We start from the raw sequence: 17138 nt of genomic DNA, 5'->3' as shown, positions 1-17138 counted from the left end.
CGCCCGTCTGCAGGATTATCGGTCAGTCCGTGCGGATTAAAGTTCGGCTTTGAACGTGTGCAGACGACGCATGGTTTTTTCCAAACCGTCTTTCATCAGCAATTCAGTACAGCGCAGTGATTCATCAATCGCATCATCAATCAGCTTCTGTTCACTGGCTGGCGGCTTGCCCAGCACAAATCCCACGACTTTGCTTTTATCGCCCGGATGGCCGATGCCAATACGCAGGCGGTAGAAATTCGGGTTGCCGCCGAATTTGCTTTGGATATCTTTCAGGCCATTGTGGCCGCCATTGCCGCCACCCAGCTTAATTTTCGCCATGCCCGGCGGGATATCCAGCTCATCGTGCGCGACCAGAATTTCATCCGGCTCAATGCGGTAGAACTGCGCCATCGCCAGAACGGATTTGCCGCTGAGGTTCATAAACGTGGTCGGAACCAGTAAACGGACGTCCTGGCCCGCCAGGGATAAACGCGCGGTGTAGCCAAAAAACTTACTTTCTTCTTTTAACTGCTGGTTGTGCTGGCGGGCCAGAAGATCAACATACCAGGCGCCCGCGTTGTGGCGGGTTTGGGCATATTCGGCTCCGGGATTGGCCAGCCCGACGATCAATTTAATGCTGCTCACGGTTTTCGCTTCTTAATCGGGTGAGGTTTAGCGGGCTAGTTTACCTGTCACTTTTGTTTGTGCCAAATATCCGGCCACAGAAATCCTGTTTAAATGGGATTGTTTCTGAATAGTTTCTGAAGTTAATTATTAACTCTCCGAATGTATCTGACTGGAAAACGTAAAGAATTGTCATCTGATGTTCTCTGTCTGTGATCGTGACCGCAAAGTGAACCGGATGGGACGTCTATAGTTAAGGCAGGAAATGACAAGACAGCAATGATGCTAAGACTATCGACAACCGGAGGTGACATATGAAACGTAAAACCGCAATGAGACTGGGCAATGCCCTGATGGGACTCGGTTTACTCACAATGGTCGGTGGCGTTGGTTATTCCATTTTAAATCAATTGCCTGAATTGGGATTACCGCAGTTTATGGCTCACGGTGCTGTTGGTAGTATTTTCATCGGGGCTATTTTGTGGCTGGCCGGTGCCAGAGTCGGCGGACGCGAACGCGTTGCGGATCGCTACTGGTGGGTGCGTCACTATGACTCACGTTGTGCAAACAGTAAGACACATCGCCATTCCTGATTAAACGGCCTGAAAAGAAAAAACCGTTGTCGCTCACGCTTCAACGGTTTTTTGCATTTCTGAATCAATCAGTTTTTACAGAAAACAAAACGCCCCTGAAAAGGGGCGTCATGATTAATGCTCGAACATCGCAGAAATGGATTCTTCATTGCTGATGCGACGGATAGCCTCAGCCAGCATGCCTGACAGGGTCAGGGTGCGTACTTTTTTCAGTGCGCGGATTTCTGCGGACAGCGGAATGGTGTCACAAACAATCACTTCGTCGATGACGGAGTTTTTGATGTTTTCCACCGCGTTGCCGGAGAAGATTGGGTGAGTTGCGTAAGCGAATACGCGCTTAGCACCGCGTTCTTTCAGTGCTTCAGCGGCTTTACACAAGGTGCCACCGGTGTCGATCATGTCATCAACCAGCACACAGTCACGGCCAGCGACGTCACCGATGATGTGCATCACCTGAGAAACGTTGGCACGCGGACGGCGTTTATCGATGATAGCCATGTCGGTATCGTTCAGCAGTTTCGCCACGGCACGGGCGCGAACAACGCCGCCGATATCCGGGGAAACAACGATTGGGTTTTCCAGGTTCTGTTGCAGCATATCTTCGAGCAGGATAGGGCTGCCGAAAACGTTGTCTACTGGTACATCAAAGAAGCCCTGAATCTGCTCTGCGTGCAGGTCAACGGTCAGAACGCGGTCAACACCGACGCTTGACAGGAAGTCAGCCACAACTTTCGCGGTGATTGGCACACGGGCAGAACGCACCCGGCGATCCTGACGTGCGTAGCCGAAATAAGGGATAACGGCTGTGATACGACCAGCGGAGGCGCGGCGTAAGGCATCAACCATGACGACCAGTTCCATCAGGTTATCGTTAGTAGGCGCGCAGGTGGACTGGATAATGAAAATATCTCCGCCACGTACATTTTCGTTAATTTGCACACTTACTTCACCGTCGCTGAAACGACTGACGGCGGCGTCACCAAGGCTGGTGTATAAACGGTTGGCAATACGTTGTGCTAGTTCCGGGGTGGCGTTACCAGCAAAAAGCTTCATATCAGGCACGAGAAGAACCTCAGGCTTGCGTCCAGGGAAGACATTGGCTTTTGGCACCACCGGGCGGTGAGCGGTACCAAAGCATTATGCTCACGATACTTCTAAATCTTACTGCTTAAACAAAAACCGGTGAATAATTCGCTGGCAAAGAACAGACACAAAACCGCTGTGACTCTCTACGCTTTGCCCGCAGTTCTCAACGCGGCTTCGCGAAAACGGTGTAACGGAGAAACGTTGACACCGCGTGCAACAAAACCCTGACTCCATGCCGGGATTTCATTTAATACCTGACGGGCTTCGGTTTCGGTGTCGAATTCAGCAAACACACAAGCACCTGTTCCGGTCAGTCGCGACGGCGCGTATTCTAACAGCCAAGAAAGTAGCTGTTCAACCTCGTAAAAACGTTTTCTCGCAATCGGTTCGCAATCATTTGCGTAAGGCGTGTTCAAAAGCACATTTACAGGGCGTTTCGGTGTATTTCTGGTCAGTTCCGGATCGCCGAAAATCACCGGGGTCGGAATGTGAACACCGGGATGAACCACCAGGAACCATTTTTCCTGCGGTGTGACCGGCTGCAAGATTTCACCAATGCCTTCGGCAAACGCGGCAAAACCCATCACAAATACCGGCACGTCCGCGCCCAGCGTGATGCCGAGTTCAGCCAGTTCCGTATCCGTCAGCCCGCAGTTCCATAAGGTGTTCAGGGCAACCAGAACGGTCGCGGCGTTAGAGGAACCGCCACCGAGGCCGCCGCCCATCGGGATCTGCTTTTTCAGGGAAATTGTTGCGCCAAGCGGGCTTCCCGTGTGTTTCTGCAAAAGACGCGCGGCGCGGACTACCAGGTTTTCGTCGTCTGAAACGCCTTCAACCGGCGTGGTCAGGGCGATAACGCCGTCGGCGCGTACGTCAAAACTCAGGGTGTCACCGTAATCGAGAAACTGAAACAGCGTCTGCAAATCATGGTAGCCGTCAGGCCGCTGCCCGGTGATATAAAGGAACAAATTGAGTTTAGCCGGAGACGGCCACAATTGCTGCGTCATCTCAGTTTAATGTCCAGTTGTCCATTTTCAGCTTGATGCGCTGTTCGCCCTGGGTCATTTCCAGACGTTGCGGCAGGGACGGTTTTGCGTCGTCGTCATAGGCCTGATACACCACGGTGCCGCTCTGACCATTCTGGCTGAACTTAACCTGGGACAGACGATACTGGCTGTCGAGGGTGAAATCGGTGCCATCACCCGGCAGTCCGAGCATCCACAAACGCAGGTTGGACAGCGGAATCGACATACCGGTCAGCTTTTGGATCATATCGTCCGGATTGTCGCTGGTGTAATGCTTGCCTTCGTTATTAGTCAGCTGTGCGATACCGCTTTGCACTTTCAGCTCCATTTCGGTGCTGCCAAGCGGATTGGTCAGCAGCAGACGGTAGCTCTCCGGGGAGTATTGTTGCCAGAAGAAGCGGGCATAGACTTTCTGTTTATCCGAAATGTAAGCGAAGGAGCCGCGGGTCTGATAATGCTCGAGTTGTTTGACCTGAGCTTCATGTTCACGCCATTGCGAAGACGTCGGGCTGGTCGCCGGGCCTTTCGGCGCATTAATCGAACACGCAGCAAGCACTAAACTTGCCAGAGGGAGAAGGCGAACAAAATGTGTTTTACGCATTGGCATAACAGGTTAAATCCTTTGTGCTTTGGCTGCGGTGGCTTTTATAAACAGAAAAGGGGCCAGACAAATACGGTGTGCGCTAGTCTAGCACAGCCAGCGCATCGGTTGATCGGCGCCCGGTACAGATGATCGACGATCGGAGAGTTTTGGGACAATACTGATTTGTAAATGGATTTAACGTTAGATGCTGTACGGCTTTTATTGATCCCGCGCATCTTGTAGAATGCGCAGCAGACGTAAACCCATACTATTATAAAGTATAAGTCGATAATCGCTTCCCATATGACCCTGCTTGCATTAGGTATCAACCACAAAACTGCCCCGGTGTCTCTGCGTGAACGGGTAACCTTTTCACCCGAGACTCTGAATGAGGCGCTCTCCAGTCTGCTCCAGCAACCGCTGGTGCAGGGCGGAGTCGTGTTGTCTACCTGTAACCGTACGGAGCTCTATTTGAGCGTCGAACAACAGGAAAATCTGCAAGAACAACTGGTTAAATGGTTATGCGACTACCATCATCTCAGTGAAGATGAAGTGCGTAAAAGCTTGTACTGGCATCACGATAATGACGCCGTGAGCCATCTGATGCGCGTGGCGAGCGGGCTGGATTCGCTGGTATTGGGCGAACCTCAGATCCTCGGGCAGGTCAAAAAAGCCTTCGCCGAATCGCAAAATGGCCGTGCCGTTTCCGGCGAACTGGAACGTCTGTTCCAAAAATCCTTCTCCGTTGCCAAGCGTGTCCGCACTGAAACCGATATCGGCGCAAGTGCCGTTTCCGTCGCTTTCGCCGCCTGTACGCTGGCGCGCCAGATTTTCGAATCCCTTTCTGATGTGAATGTGTTGCTGGTCGGTGCGGGTGAAACCATCGAGCTGGTGGCGCGTCACCTGCATCAGCACAATGTCCGTCACATGATGATTGCGAACCGTACCCGTGAACGTGCGCAGGCGCTTGCAACCGAAGTGAACGCGGAAGTGATCAGCTTGCAGGATATCGATTCCCGTCTGGCCGAAGCCGACATTATTATCAGTTCTACCGCCAGCCCGCTGCCGATTATCGGTAAAGGGATGGTGGAACGTGCGCTGAAAGCGCGCCGGAACCAGCCGATGCTGATGGTAGATATCGCCGTTCCGCGTGATATCGAACCGGAAGTCGGTAAGCTTGCCAACGCCTATTTATACAGCGTTGATGACCTGCACAGCATTATTCAAAACAATCTTGCCCAACGTAAAGCCGCAGCTGTTCAGGCGGAAACTATCGTTGAGCAGGAAAGCTCAAACTTCATGGCCTGGCTGCGTTCGCAGGGAGCCGTTGAAATTATTCGTGATTATCGCTCGCGTGCTGATATTATTCGCGCAGACGCACAAGCAAAAGCCTTAGCCGCCATCGCGCAGGGCGCTGACGCCGAAGCGGTGATCCAGGAATTAGCCCACAAATTGACCAACCGCCTTATTCACGCGCCAACCCGTTCTCTGCAACAGGCAGCCAGCGACGGTGATGTGGAGCGTTTGCAAATTTTACGCGACAGCCTCGGGCTGGATCAGCAGTAATTCTCCTTTTCTCACAGGGTTAAACACCACGCATGAAGCCTTCTATTGTTGCCAAACTGGAAGCGTTACAAGAGCGCCACGAAGAAGTGCAGGCGATGCTCGGCGATGCCAGCGTCATTGCCGATCAGGATAAATTCCGCAGTCTTTCCCGCGAATACGCTCAGTTAACGTCCGTTTCCGAATGTTTTCTGGCCTGGCGTCAGGCTCAGGAAGATTTAGAAACTGCCGAAATGATGCTCGACGATCCCGAGATGCGGGAAATGGCGCAGGACGAAATTAAAGACTGCAAAGCCACCATCGAAGAACTCGAACAAAAATTACAACTTCTGTTACTGCCGAAAGACCCTGATGATGAACGCGGGTGTTTCCTTGAAATTCGTGCAGGAACCGGCGGTGATGAAGCGGCGATTTTTGCCGGTGACTTATTCCGCATGTACAGCCGTTACGCAGAATCGCGTCGCTGGCGTGTGGAAATCGTGAGCGCCAACGAAGGCGAGCATGGCGGATATAAAGAAGTTATCGCTAAAGTGAGCGGTGAGGGCGCATACGGCCAGTTCAAATTTGAATCCGGCGGTCACCGCGTTCAGCGCGTTCCGGAAACCGAATCTCAGGGACGTATTCATACGTCAGCTTGTACCGTTGCCGTGATGCCGGAAATTCCGGAAGCCGAATTGCCGGAAATTAACGCCGGTGATCTGCGCATTGATACGTTCCGCTCTTCCGGCGCGGGCGGTCAGCACGTTAACACCACCGATTCTGCAATCCGTATTACCCATATTCCTACCGGAATTGTGGTGGAATGTCAGGACGAACGTTCTCAGCACAAAAACAAAGCCAAGGCGATGTCCGTGCTCGGTGCGCGTATCCGTGCGGCAGAAGTGGCGAAACGTCAGGCGGAAGAAGCCTCTACGCGCCGTAACCTGCTGGGCAGCGGCGACCGTTCTGACCGTAACCGTACCTACAATTTCCCTCAGGGCCGCGTGACCGATCACCGCATCAACCTGACGATTTACCGTCTCGATGAAGTGATGGAAGGCAAACTCGACTCGCTGATCCAGCCGATTGTGCAGGAATATCAAGCCGATCAGCTCGCAGCACTTTCTGAGCAGGACTAATGGATTTTCAGCGCTGGCTGTGTGATGCCACCCGCCGTCTGGCTGCGGGTGAAAGCCCGAAGCGTGACGCTGAAATCCTGCTCGGTTTTGTGACTGGCCGGGCAAGAACCTACATCATGGCGTTTGGCGAAACCCCGCTGACGGCCACTGAATTTCAACAACTGGACACCCTGCTGGCGCGACGCGAGCAGGGTGAGCCTGTTGCCTATCTGACCGGTGAACGCGAGTTCTGGTCGCTGCCGCTGTCTGTTTCTCCCGCCACGTTAATTCCGCGTCCGGATACTGAATGTCTGGTCGAACAGGCGCTTGCACGTTTGCCGTCTGAGCCGGTGAACGTGCTGGATTTGGGTACAGGAACGGGTGCGATTGCGTTAGCGTTGGCCAGCGAGAGGCCTGATTGCCAGCTGACCGGTATCGATTTGCAGCCCGACGCAGTCAAGCTGGCGCAACACAACGCGCAAAAACTGAATATCACCAACGTGCGTTTCTTACAAGGCAGCTGGTTTTCGCCGGTTGCCGGTGAAACGTTCGCCCTGATCGCCAGTAATCCGCCGTACATTGACGCCACCGATCCGCATCTGGTGCAGGGTGATGTTCGTTTTGAACCGTCGAGTGCGCTGGTGGCAGAAAATGCCGGTCTGGCTGATCTGGCTCATATTATTCAGACGGCACCCGCGTATCTTCAAAAAGACGGCTGGCTGTTGCTCGAACACGGCTGGCAGCAGGCGACAGAGGTACAGACACTTCTGCGCGATGCCGGTTATCAGCAGGTTTCGACCGTGAAAGACTATGGTGGCAACGATCGCGTCAGTCTCGGGCAATGGAATTCTTAGTCAAAACCTTTTGATTTTAAAACGATAAAAAGAAGGAAACGGGCAATGGCGTATGTCTGGATAAAGCAACTCCATCTGGTCACGATTACCCTGAGTATTGCGCTGTTTGTTTTACGATTTTTTTGGAAATGGGCGGGTTCTGCTATGATGCAGAAACGCTGGGTGAAGATAGTTCCGCACATTGTGGACACCTTGCTGCTTTTAAGCGGCATTTCGCTTATCTTCATCACACACTTTTATCCGTTCAGCCCACAGGGAACCTGGCTGACCGAAAAGATTTTTGGCGTTATTATCTATATCGCGCTGGGCTTTGTGGCCCTGAGCAAGCGACCTGTTAGCCAGAAGACCCGCTGGCTGGCCTTCATTCTGGCGCTCGCTTGCCTGTATCTGGTTCTCAAACTGGCGCTGACGAAAATACCGCTGCTAATGGGATAACTATGAGTACCCTTGCTGATTTTGAATTTAATACCGCCCGGCTCAGTACCGGGGTGATCAAAGTAACGGAATCTGTGCGTTTTGATTTCAATGCGGACGATGTGCGCCAACATCTGCAAACGCTGGTTGATGAAGCACGCCGCGTGGTTCCTGAGGACCTTGATCAGGATCAGCAGCTTGAAGTGTTGATTGAACTGTTTTACCGCACCTGGGGATTCGGTGGCGCGGGCGGCGTGTATCGCCTTTCTGACGCGATCTGGATCGACAAAGTGCTGGCTTCGCGTCAGGGAACACCGGTTTCGCTGGGCGTGATTTTCCTGCACATCGCGCATGAGCTGGATTTACCGCTGATGCCGGTTATCTTCCCGACACAACTGATCCTCCGCGCCGACTGGATGGATGAAGAAATGTGGCTGCTCAACCCGATCAATGGCGACACGCTCAATGAGCACATGCTCAACGTGTGGCTGAAAGGGAACCTGGGCGTGACGGCGATTATCGAAGACGATGACCTTGAAGAATCTGATAACACGATGATCGTGCGTAAAATGCTCGACACGCTGAAAGCCGCGCTGATGGAGGAAAAGCAGTTCGAACTGGCCCTGCGGGCGAGTGAAACGGTTTTACAGTTTGATCCGGATGACCCGTATGAAATCCGCGACCGGGGTCTGATTTATGCTCAGCTGGAGTGTGACCACGTGGCGATTTCCGATCTCAGCTATTTTGTTGAGCAGTGCCCGGAAGACCCGATTTCAGAAGTGATTAAAGTGCAGATCCACTCTATTGAGCACAAGCAAGTCACGTTGCACTAATTTTAAATTACCTTACGTTATCACCGGGTAAATGCTGATGAAACAACGCGTTGATGCATTTTCAGGTGAAGGATTTACCATTAAAAAGGCCAAAGCATGAAACATAAAGTGGTTAGCATTCAGGACATTAAAGTCGCCAACGATCTGCCGTTTGTGTTGTTCGGAGGGATGAACGTACTCGAATCACGCGATATGGCGATGCGTGTGTGTGAGCATTACGTCACCGTGACACAGAAACTCGGCATTCCTTACGTTTTCAAAGCGTCTTTTGATAAAGCCAACCGCTCATCTATTCATTCCTACCGCGGTCCGGGTCTGGATGAAGGTATGAAAATCTTTCAGGAACTGAAGAAAACCTTCGGCGTGAAAATCATCACCGACGTTCACGAATCCTGGCAGGCACAGCCGGTTGCAGATGTGGTTGATGTTATTCAGCTGCCTGCATTCCTGGCTCGTCAGACCGATCTGGTTGAAGCTATGGCGAAAACCGGTGCCGTGATTAACGTGAAAAAACCACAGTTCGTGAGCCCGGGCCAGATGGGTAACATCGTGGACAAATTCAAAGAAGGCGGCAACGATCAGGTTATCCTGTGCGATCGCGGCAGCAACTTCGGTTACGACAACCTGGTTGTGGACATGCTGGGCATGAATGTGATGATCAACGCTACGGGCGGACACCCGGTGATCTTCGACGTGACTCACGCCCTGCAAACCCGTGACCCGTTCGGTGCAGCTTCCGGCGGCCGTCGTGCGCAGGTTGCAGAACTGGCTCGCGCAGGTATGGCGGTCGGTATCGCTGGCCTGTTTATTGAAGCACACGAAGATCCGGCTCACGCAAAATGCGACGGCCCGTCAGCACTGCCGCTGGACAAACTGGAGCCATTCCTGGTTCAGATGAAAGCCATCGACGATCTGGTGAAAAGCTTCCCGGCGCTCGATACCAGCAAGTAATTTGCGGTTTGAATGTCAGTAAAAAGGCGACCGTCGGGTCGCCTTTGATGTTTCTGAAACAGATGTTTTGAAAACTTACAGCGCGTCTGCCAGATTTCCGTGAAAACTCAGACGACCTTCGACCGGATGCATTCGGGCCCGGGCGAGAGTTTTCAGGGGCTGGAAGGGAACCTCGGCAATGCGCAGCTCCGTATCTTCCGGCAGGGCGTCGATAAAGTGACGTAAAGCATTAACGCCGCCAGCATCCAGAACGGCGACGCGATCCCACAGCAGGACGATCACTTTTTTGCCTTCGGCACGCGCCTGAAGTTCGCTGAAAATGCGTTCGGCGGCGGCGAAGAATAACGGCCCGTTGACGCGCAGAACCAGCGTGTTATCCGGTATTTCGACGGCAACTTCAGTCAGGCGCGTCAGCCGTGCAATGCGGCGCATAAACAGCAGCGAAGCCATCACAATCCCGGCCGTAATCGCAATCACCATATCGAACAACACTGTCAGGCTCATGCAGGTCAGCATCACCAGAATGTCGTCTTTCGGCGCGCGGCGCAGTAAATCCACCACTTTATGCGCTTCACTCATATTCCACGCCACCATCAGCAGCAGTGCCGCCATTGCCGCCAGCGGAAGCCAGGAAAGCAGCGGGGCAAGAATGAGCAGGGCAAGAATGACCAGCAGCGAGTGGATAATGGCGGAAACCGGCGATGTCGCACCGGCACGCACGTTTGCCGCCGAGCGTGCAATGGCCGCCGTGGCCGTAATACCGCCAAAGAACGGGCTGACCATATTGCCAATACCCTGACCGATCAGCTCATTGTCCGAATGGTGTTTTTTGCCGGTCATGCCGTCGAGTACCACAGCGCACAGCAGGGATTCAATTGCACCGAGCATCGCCATCGAAAATGCGGCGGGCAGCAATGCCTGAACCAGTGACCAGCTCAGACCGCTGCCGTCAGGCTGTGTCCACGGCAGTGCGAACTGCGGCAGAATCGGCGGAATTCCGTTGCCCTGAGTGCCGTCTGGCAAGAGAAAATGAAAACGCGAACCGATGGTGGCAACCGGATGTCCGGCCTGCATGAATATCGCCATGACGGCGCAACCGGCCAGCAGCGCAGGCAGATGTCCGGGGACGCGCAGCCCGAGTTTCGGCCATAGAATCAGCACGCCGAGTGTGACGATGCCAATTGCTGCATCGCCGATATCCAGCGTCGGCAGCGCCATTACCAGCGCCGCGACTTTACTGAGGTAATGCTCCGGCACGCTCGCCATCGTCAGCCCAAAGAAATCCTTGAACTGCATTGTCCCGATGGTAATTGCAATACCCGACGTAAAGCCGAGCGTCACCGGCAGGGGAATGTATTCGATTAAGCGGCCAAAACGCGCGAGGCCCATCAGCAGCAGAATAAACCCGGACATCAGCGTCGCCAGCAATAAGCCCGACAAACCAAACTGCTGCGAAACCGGATAGAGAATAACGACAAATGCTGCCGTGGGGCCGGAAACGCTGAAACGCGATCCACCGAAAATGGCGATAATAAGGCCCGCGATTGCCGAAGTATACAGCCCGTACTGCGGCGGAACTCCGCTGGCAATCGCCAGTGCCATTGCCAGAGGAATCGCGATAATTCCGACCGTGACACCCGCAATGGCATCTTTAAGTAAGCGTTGAAACGTATATTTTTCACGAAAACAGGCGTCTGTCAGGGCGCTGAAAAGCCTGACATGGCGTCTTCCTGAGGTATTCATAAGGCGTAAACCACCTGGCGAAAAGAATGAAAGAGAACCCAGTATTTTAATACCGGAAAAACCCTAGAATACGCCGTTTTGGGTATTACCGTGTAGACATAAATCAAGGCTTGTAAGCACAAAGGAGCGTAACGCGCATAACAGCAGGATTATTGGCAATGTGACGTGCCACCAGATATTTAACAGCAGGCTACGACGCACGCATTCATCATCTATATTTAAGTGAATACGCGTTAATCGGATAGGGAAAGCGTGAGAGGGCACCGTTGACCATGCCGGATATATTGTCTCTGGGAAGTTTGTATGCGGATATATGCGTTACTTACGCCACGCTCTCAATCAGTTTTTTTGTACTGAGTCGCAGCGAACCCTTTAACTTTAAAGGCTCCCACTGGAAACGGCTGGCGTTTGGTCTGGTCGCGGGGATCACCGCACTGTATCTGCGCGGCAATCAGTTAGTCCTGACTGACAATTTATCGTTCAGTTTTGAAATGTTACCTATGATTTTAGTGACATTTTTCGGTGGATGGCTCAGCGGATTGTGCAGTTTTGTGGTGGCATTTTTCTTCAGCGGGATGTTTACGCTCAATAATCTGTTTATCGCCATTATTCTCGGCACACTGTTTTTATTTCGTGTCTGGAGAAGGCGCAAACATCGAGAACTGTATATTACCATCGTGCTGATCGGTATTTGCCGGCTGGCACTGGTCTCCGGTATTCATGGTATTCAGGTACCGTGGACTGAGCTGATGTTTTATCAGGCGATTGCCGCCTGCTGCATGATCCTTTGTTATCACGCGCTGAATTATAAAGAAATCTATATGAATAAAGTTTTCGTCACCCGGGTGAAGGCTGCCACCGACGAGCTGACGCAAATTAATAACCGCGCCAGTCTGGATTACTGGCTGGCGCAACGGCAAATCCAGCGTGAAGCCTGCGGATTAATTTTGCTGGATATTGATAACTTCAAACGGGTCAATGACACGCTCGGCCATCAGGTGGGGGATCGGGTATTAATTGAGGTAGGACGTTTATTACGTCACCTGACGCGCAACGAAGATTTTGCCGGGCGTTATGGCGGCGAGGAGTTTCTGGTGATGACGTCAGCCTATGATTCCGCCAGGTTGCTGGCGATTGCTGAACGCATCCGCAAGGAAGTGGAGGATTGTGTGATCATTCTCGAAGATGGCCGCACGCTGAGAGTGACAGTGTCACTGGGTGTGTCGTTGTATTTACCGGGTATGATTATCCGTAAATCGCTGAAACTGGCCGATCTTTCGTTATATGAGGCAAAACGGAAAGGAAAAAACTGTGTCGTAGCCAGTTCCATCCTGACGCTGGCCGCACTCGGCGCTAAACGCCACCCGCACCGAATGTAAAAAGGAGCCTTTATGGCTCCTTGTTTACCTGTTCACGGTGACTTACTGTTTGCCGCTACTTCTGCGTGCCTTCTTCTATTTTCGGCGGGTAACTCAGATCCGCATCTTTACGCATCTTCGCCACCTCTTTCGCCGTCACCGTTGCGCCTGCCGGATTACCAAACTGCGTGCTGACATAATTGCTCAGCGTCGCAATCTGCTCATCATTCAGCTGGTTTGCGAACGACGGCATCATGATCTCGCCTTTATCCATATGGCGCTGGACGCCATTTAAGATCACCGAAACCTGATTACGGCTGTCATAAGAACCGGTGCTGGTGTGGCTGAACAGCGACGGATAGGCATGGAACCCTTCGCCGCTGCCCGCGCCGCCTTTACCGTGACAGGCTGCGCAGCTGGCATTAAACAGCGCGGCGGCAGATTCATTCACTGTCTGGCCTTCGGCGCGCAGAGGATAAACATCCTGATTCTGCTGGCCCCAGGCATCACGCGGTTTAGTCTGCTTGTCGTCACCAATAGCCGGAACGGAACGGATATAGGTCGCGATCGCGTTCAGGTCGCTGTCGGACAGATGTTGCAGACTATGCTCGATAGCTTCACCCATCGCACCGGATGCTGACGCTTTCCCGGCCACAAAACCGGTTTTCAGGTACGTCACCAGTTCCTGTTGCGACCAGGTGCCAATCCCGGCGTTTTTGTCCGGCGTGATGTTAAATGCCACCCAGGAACCTAAATCACCGCCGGAAAAAGCTTTGTCGGTGTCCATGCCCATGGTCAGCGTGCGCGGCGTGTGGCAGGTGCCGCAGTGTTCAAGCGCTTCCACCAGATAAGCGCCACGGTTCCAGTCCGCAGATTTAGACGGATCGTTTTTCAGCTCGCCTTTGTCGAAGTTAAATAACTTCCACACGCGCATGCCCCAGCGCTGGTTGAACGGGAAGGACAAATCGGTTTGCGGCCCGGCGGAATGCACAGCAGGCAGGGACATCAGATAAGCTTTCACCGCCAGCACGTCGTCGCGTTTCATCCTGGTGAAAGAGTCATATGGCATTGCCGGATACAGCTGCTGCCCGTTTTTGCCTACACCTTCACGCACCGCACGCACGAACTCATCATCCGTCCAGCTGCCGATACCAAATTCTTTATCGGAAGAAATATTGGTGCCGTAAATCACCCCGAAAGGCGAGGCCAGCGGATACCCGCCGCCAAATTTCGCGGTTTTATCCGCACCGGGCGCCGTATGGCACGCGGTGCAGTCACCGGCAGTCGCCAGATATTCACCGCGTTTGATAAGTTCTGCATTACCGGAGGCGTCATCCGCCCAGGCGCCGGTCGCTGCCACTAACGGCAGCATCGCCAGCATGAATTTCATTTTCATTGCTCAGTCCTCAGAAAATCAATCAGGCCAGGCTTTTCAGCACCGTGTCCGCCATGCGTAATGCCAGTGCTGTACCGGACAGCGTGGAGTTCACCGTGGAGGCCGACGGCATAATGCCGGTGCCGGCAATGAACAGATTCGGGTGGTCATGCGTCCGACAGTCGCCATCCACCACAGAATCCGTCGGATCGCTGCCCATAATCATGGTGCCGGTGATGTGCTGGTTGTTGTCGTAAACGCCACGCTTGCTGTACACCACCTCGGTACCGCCCATCTCTTTGACGATCTTCTGGAAATCGAGCATTGACTGGTCATACCCGCGATGCACGTATTCCGGGAATTTATAGTGGACTTCCAGACGCGGAATTCCCCATTTGTCTTTCTCAGTTTTACTGAGCACGACGCGGTTTTCCGGCTCCGGCAGCATTTCCAGCAGGCATTTCAGCTGGATAAAACGCTCGGACTGGAACGCCAGTTTGTCGTTCAGTGCTTTACCGTAATAGCCCTGACGCACCAGCCGTTCAGTGAGATAACGCACCGGGGACGTATTGGCGACGTCGATACGTAACGCGGAACGGTCGCGGCGGAATTCACCGTCGCGCAGGTTATTGATACTGCCCGGACGCATCGGGCCACGGCCGAAATACACCGGTTCATCGGCATAAAATTCTACAGAGGTGCCGGGGTGATCCATCAGGTTACGGCCGACCATGCCGGAACTGTTGGCGATGCCGTCCGGATATTTATCACTGGTGGACATCAGCAGCAATTTAGGGCTTTCGATACCGTTGGCGGTCAGAACGAAACGCTTACCGGTGACTTTGTGCGTGACTTTGTCGGCATCGAGATAATGCACGGCCACAATCTCGCCGTTGTCGCTGGCTTCAATCTTGTACACCACGGCATTGGCAATCACGCGGACACCGGCTTCGATGGCTTTACGGGCGGAAATCCCGCCGTGGTATTGCGCATCAATCGGGCAGACCGGCATGCAGTTATTGTTACCACAGCAGGCAGGGCGGCCATCGTAAGGAATACTGTTGCGCGCCTGCGGGCCGATGCCCAGCACGTAGCCCAGTTTGGCAATACGTTTGCTGATGCGGTCAAAACCGTAAGGCAGGGGAATGCCCGGCAGAGGGTACGGCTGCGAACGCGGGGAATCCAGCGCATCGTCACCAGACACACCCATCTGAATTTCGGCTTCGGTGTAATAAGGTTCCAGATCCTCGTAACTGATAGGCCAGTCGCGCCCGATGCCATACAGCGTTTTGATTTTCATGTCGTTCGGCAATAAACGAAACGCCTGTCCCGCCCAATGCCAGGTCGTGCCGCCGACGCCACGCAGGTATTGTGCGGCATACAAATCCGGGCCTTTCTGAATCAGATAGTTGTTATCTTTTGGCTGGAATTTCGGTTGCGGCGCCCAGGGTTTTGGCGGATAGGGTTCGGTGAAATCGCCTTTCAGCGGCGACTGACGAAACAGTTCGACGGCCTCGTCACGCTTAATTACCGGGCCGGAATCCAGCATCAGCACGGAAACACCGGCTTTCACCATTTTCAGCGCGGCGAGGGAACCGGCGATACCGGCACCAATGACGACGACGTCAGCATTCAGCGCATCAGCCATGAGTGACCTCCGGGGAATTTTGTTGCGTTGTGGCAGGTTTGTTAACCCAGAAATTCGGCTCGCCCGGCGCGTAGCTTGGCGGCAGCAAATTATTTTTCAGCAGCTGATAGCTGACGATGTTTTCGAATCCGATGCATTTCTGGCTGCCGGGCTGGCCGACCACGCCGAGATACCAGCCGCTGACCAGTTGCTGGTAGAGTTGCGCCAGTCCCGCTGGCTGCTGTGCCAGCAGCTGATGCAGATCATCGCCGACGACGCCGTCATGCGCGGTGAGCAGCGCGGAAAGGGCGTCGAGCTGGGCATCAAGTTGCTTATCGTGCAGCCAGCTGTAGAGCGCCTGGCCGAGATGCGGTTCCAGCGTTTCCATACCGGTTAGCAGTTTCGACAGCGTCATAAATTCGGCAGGCATGGTGATGGCTGAAGCCAGCGGTGGTGCGGCAAGCGCCAGTGAGGTAAATACGCCACCGCCAAGCAGCTGGCTGCCAAAACCCGCAGCCAGCACGCCCGCGGTGCCGAGAACCATCCGGCGGCGAGAGAGATTGATCATGCTGAAATTCCGTATACGTTCTGAAACGGCCACGGGCGTGACCGTCAACAAGAATAATTGTAGAAAAGTGCCTGTTATTTCAGGACGCTGGCCGCTTTTTCAGAAGACTGGTTATCAATATCCTGTTTCGGTGTGCTGACGCCCACGGCACCCACCACTTCGCCGTTCAGGGTCAGCGGAAAACCGCCGCCCAGCGCAACCGCGTGCGGGATCGCCAGCACCGTCGTTTCGCCACCGGCCAGACGCTGCATGAATTTCAGCGACGGCGCGTGATACAGCGCCGAGGTGCGGGCTTTACCGATTGACGCATCGACACAACCCGCCGGAGAACCGTCGAGGCGCTGGAATGCCAGTAATGAACCAGATGAATCAACAATGGCAACGCAACCGGTGCTGTGCTGTTCGGTTAGTGTGGATTTCACGCTGTCGATCACTTTTGCAGCCTGAGCGTTATCGAGCTGAGGATGCTCAGCAGCGAAGGCTGTTGCGGCAGAAAACAGCAGTGAGGTGACGCAAAGTAGTGCTTTAGCGGTGTGTTTTTTTACAGACATAGACTCATCCCTTGTAACAGTAGCAACAACATTGTCTTGAAAGTGTTTTGAAATAAAATTGCTAAAAATAAATAAGTTAAAAGCAGCTAACCGTGCCGGATCGAGCATTTTCGATGCTTCTTAATGCCACAGCGAGTGAAGTGTTATTGCTTTTTGTTTCGTGGATGTTAATTCAATTAACAAACTAGCAGAAGTGACGGTTGCGGCTGGCAACTAATTTTTACAGGGAATTTGTGAGCTTTTTTTAACCCAATCGGGCTTGCAAGCCTTGCAGAACAAGGGGTGAGCATTTTGTGCTTTTATGTACCACA

17 protein-coding genes are annotated in these 17138 nt (G+C 53.3%); 8 read left to right on the top strand and 9 right to left on the bottom strand.

Annotated features, from left to right (window positions below; genetic code table 11):
- Nucleotides 1–36 precede the first annotated feature (36 nt).
- Complete coding sequence (gene pth, locus ACLBVC_RS13440) at nucleotides 37–627, bottom strand: aminoacyl-tRNA hydrolase (RefSeq protein WP_410150021.1); 591 nt, start codon at nucleotides 625–627, stop codon at nucleotides 37–39.
- A gap of 293 nt (nucleotides 628–920) precedes the next feature.
- Here pth and ychH point away from each other — a divergent pair, with 293 nt between their 5' ends.
- Nucleotides 921–1199: a stress-induced protein YchH gene (gene ychH, locus ACLBVC_RS13435; protein WP_410150020.1), complete on the top strand. Its 279-nt coding sequence runs from the start codon at nucleotides 921–923 to the stop codon at nucleotides 1197–1199.
- Between the two features lie 114 nt (nucleotides 1200–1313).
- Here ychH and prs read toward each other — a convergent pair whose 3' ends face one another.
- From prs to lolB, 3 genes are all read right to left on the bottom strand, one after another.
- The gene (gene prs / locus ACLBVC_RS13430; protein ID WP_013575591.1) at nucleotides 1314–2261 is read right to left on the bottom strand and encodes a ribose-phosphate diphosphokinase; all 948 of its coding nucleotides are present in this window, start codon (nucleotides 2259–2261) and stop codon (nucleotides 1314–1316) included.
- A 167-nt stretch (nucleotides 2262–2428) separates the two neighbouring features.
- Nucleotides 2429–3292: a 4-(cytidine 5'-diphospho)-2-C-methyl-D-erythritol kinase gene (ispE, locus tag ACLBVC_RS13425; RefSeq protein WP_410150019.1), complete on the bottom strand. Its 864-nt coding sequence runs from the start codon at nucleotides 3290–3292 to the stop codon at nucleotides 2429–2431.
- Between the two features lies 1 nt (nucleotide 3293).
- On the bottom strand, nucleotides 3294–3917 hold the full coding sequence (gene lolB, locus ACLBVC_RS13420; protein ID WP_410150018.1) for a lipoprotein insertase outer membrane protein LolB: 624 nt from the start codon (nucleotides 3915–3917) through the stop codon (nucleotides 3294–3296).
- A gap of 279 nt (nucleotides 3918–4196) precedes the next feature.
- Here lolB and hemA point away from each other — a divergent pair, with 279 nt between their 5' ends.
- From hemA to kdsA, 6 genes are all read left to right on the top strand, one after another.
- A complete protein-coding gene (gene hemA, locus ACLBVC_RS13415; protein WP_410150017.1) occupies nucleotides 4197–5459 on the top strand; it encodes a glutamyl-tRNA reductase in 1263 nt (420 codons plus the stop codon).
- Nucleotides 5460–5491: 32 nt separating this feature from the next.
- Entirely contained in the window at nucleotides 5492–6574 is a 1083-nt protein-coding gene (prfA, locus tag ACLBVC_RS13410; RefSeq protein ID WP_410150016.1) for a peptide chain release factor 1, read from the top strand.
- A complete protein-coding gene (gene prmC, locus ACLBVC_RS13405; RefSeq protein WP_410150015.1) occupies nucleotides 6574–7407 on the top strand; it encodes a peptide chain release factor N(5)-glutamine methyltransferase in 834 nt (277 codons plus the stop codon). Before prfA ends, prmC begins: the two co-directional genes overlap by 1 nt.
- Nucleotides 7408–7452: 45 nt before the next feature.
- The gene (locus ACLBVC_RS13400; RefSeq protein ID WP_410150014.1) at nucleotides 7453–7842 is read left to right on the top strand and encodes a SirB2 family protein; all 390 of its coding nucleotides are present in this window, start codon (nucleotides 7453–7455) and stop codon (nucleotides 7840–7842) included.
- A gap of 2 nt (nucleotides 7843–7844) precedes the next feature.
- Nucleotides 7845–8654, top strand: a complete 810-nt coding sequence (sirB1, locus tag ACLBVC_RS13395; RefSeq protein ID WP_410150013.1) for an invasion regulator SirB1 — start codon at nucleotides 7845–7847, stop codon at nucleotides 8652–8654.
- 96 nt (nucleotides 8655–8750) lie between these two features.
- Nucleotides 8751–9605, top strand: a complete 855-nt coding sequence (gene kdsA / locus ACLBVC_RS13390) for a 3-deoxy-8-phosphooctulonate synthase (RefSeq protein ID WP_152326288.1) — start codon at nucleotides 8751–8753, stop codon at nucleotides 9603–9605.
- Between the two features lie 75 nt (nucleotides 9606–9680).
- Here kdsA and dauA read toward each other — a convergent pair whose 3' ends face one another.
- A complete protein-coding gene (gene dauA / locus ACLBVC_RS13385; protein WP_410150012.1) occupies nucleotides 9681–11348 on the bottom strand; it encodes a C4-dicarboxylic acid transporter DauA in 1668 nt (555 codons plus the stop codon).
- Between the two features lie 272 nt (nucleotides 11349–11620).
- Between dauA and ACLBVC_RS13380 the strand changes: the two genes are divergently transcribed.
- Nucleotides 11621–12727, top strand: coding sequence for a GGDEF domain-containing protein (locus tag ACLBVC_RS13380; protein WP_410150011.1), 1107 nt, complete (start codon nucleotides 11621–11623; stop codon nucleotides 12725–12727).
- A gap of 55 nt (nucleotides 12728–12782) precedes the next feature.
- Here ACLBVC_RS13380 and ACLBVC_RS13375 read toward each other — a convergent pair whose 3' ends face one another.
- From ACLBVC_RS13375 to ACLBVC_RS13360, 4 genes are all read right to left on the bottom strand, one after another.
- Nucleotides 12783–14102: a c-type cytochrome gene (locus ACLBVC_RS13375; protein WP_410150010.1), complete on the bottom strand. Its 1320-nt coding sequence runs from the start codon at nucleotides 14100–14102 to the stop codon at nucleotides 12783–12785.
- 22 nt (nucleotides 14103–14124) lie between these two features.
- Nucleotides 14125–15729 carry a GMC family oxidoreductase gene (locus tag ACLBVC_RS13370; protein WP_410150009.1) on the bottom strand — a complete coding sequence of 535 codons (1605 nt, stop codon included), beginning with the start codon at nucleotides 15727–15729 and terminating at the stop codon, nucleotides 14125–14127.
- Nucleotides 15722–16276: a sugar dehydrogenase complex small subunit gene (locus ACLBVC_RS13365; protein WP_410150008.1), complete on the bottom strand. Its 555-nt coding sequence runs from the start codon at nucleotides 16274–16276 to the stop codon at nucleotides 15722–15724. The genes ACLBVC_RS13370 and ACLBVC_RS13365 overlap by 8 nt, the downstream gene beginning before the upstream one ends.
- 74 nt (nucleotides 16277–16350) lie before the next feature.
- The gene (locus tag ACLBVC_RS13360; protein WP_410150007.1) at nucleotides 16351–16827 is read right to left on the bottom strand and encodes a GlcG/HbpS family heme-binding protein; all 477 of its coding nucleotides are present in this window, start codon (nucleotides 16825–16827) and stop codon (nucleotides 16351–16353) included.
- Nucleotides 16828–17138 lie beyond the last annotated feature (311 nt).

Source organism: Rahnella selenatireducens (assembly GCF_046449555.1).
Lineage (GTDB): Bacteria > Pseudomonadota > Gammaproteobacteria > Enterobacterales > Enterobacteriaceae > Rahnella > Rahnella selenatireducens.
Note: the sequence above shows the minus strand (reverse complement) of the source record. Positions and strands in the feature narration are given on the sequence as shown.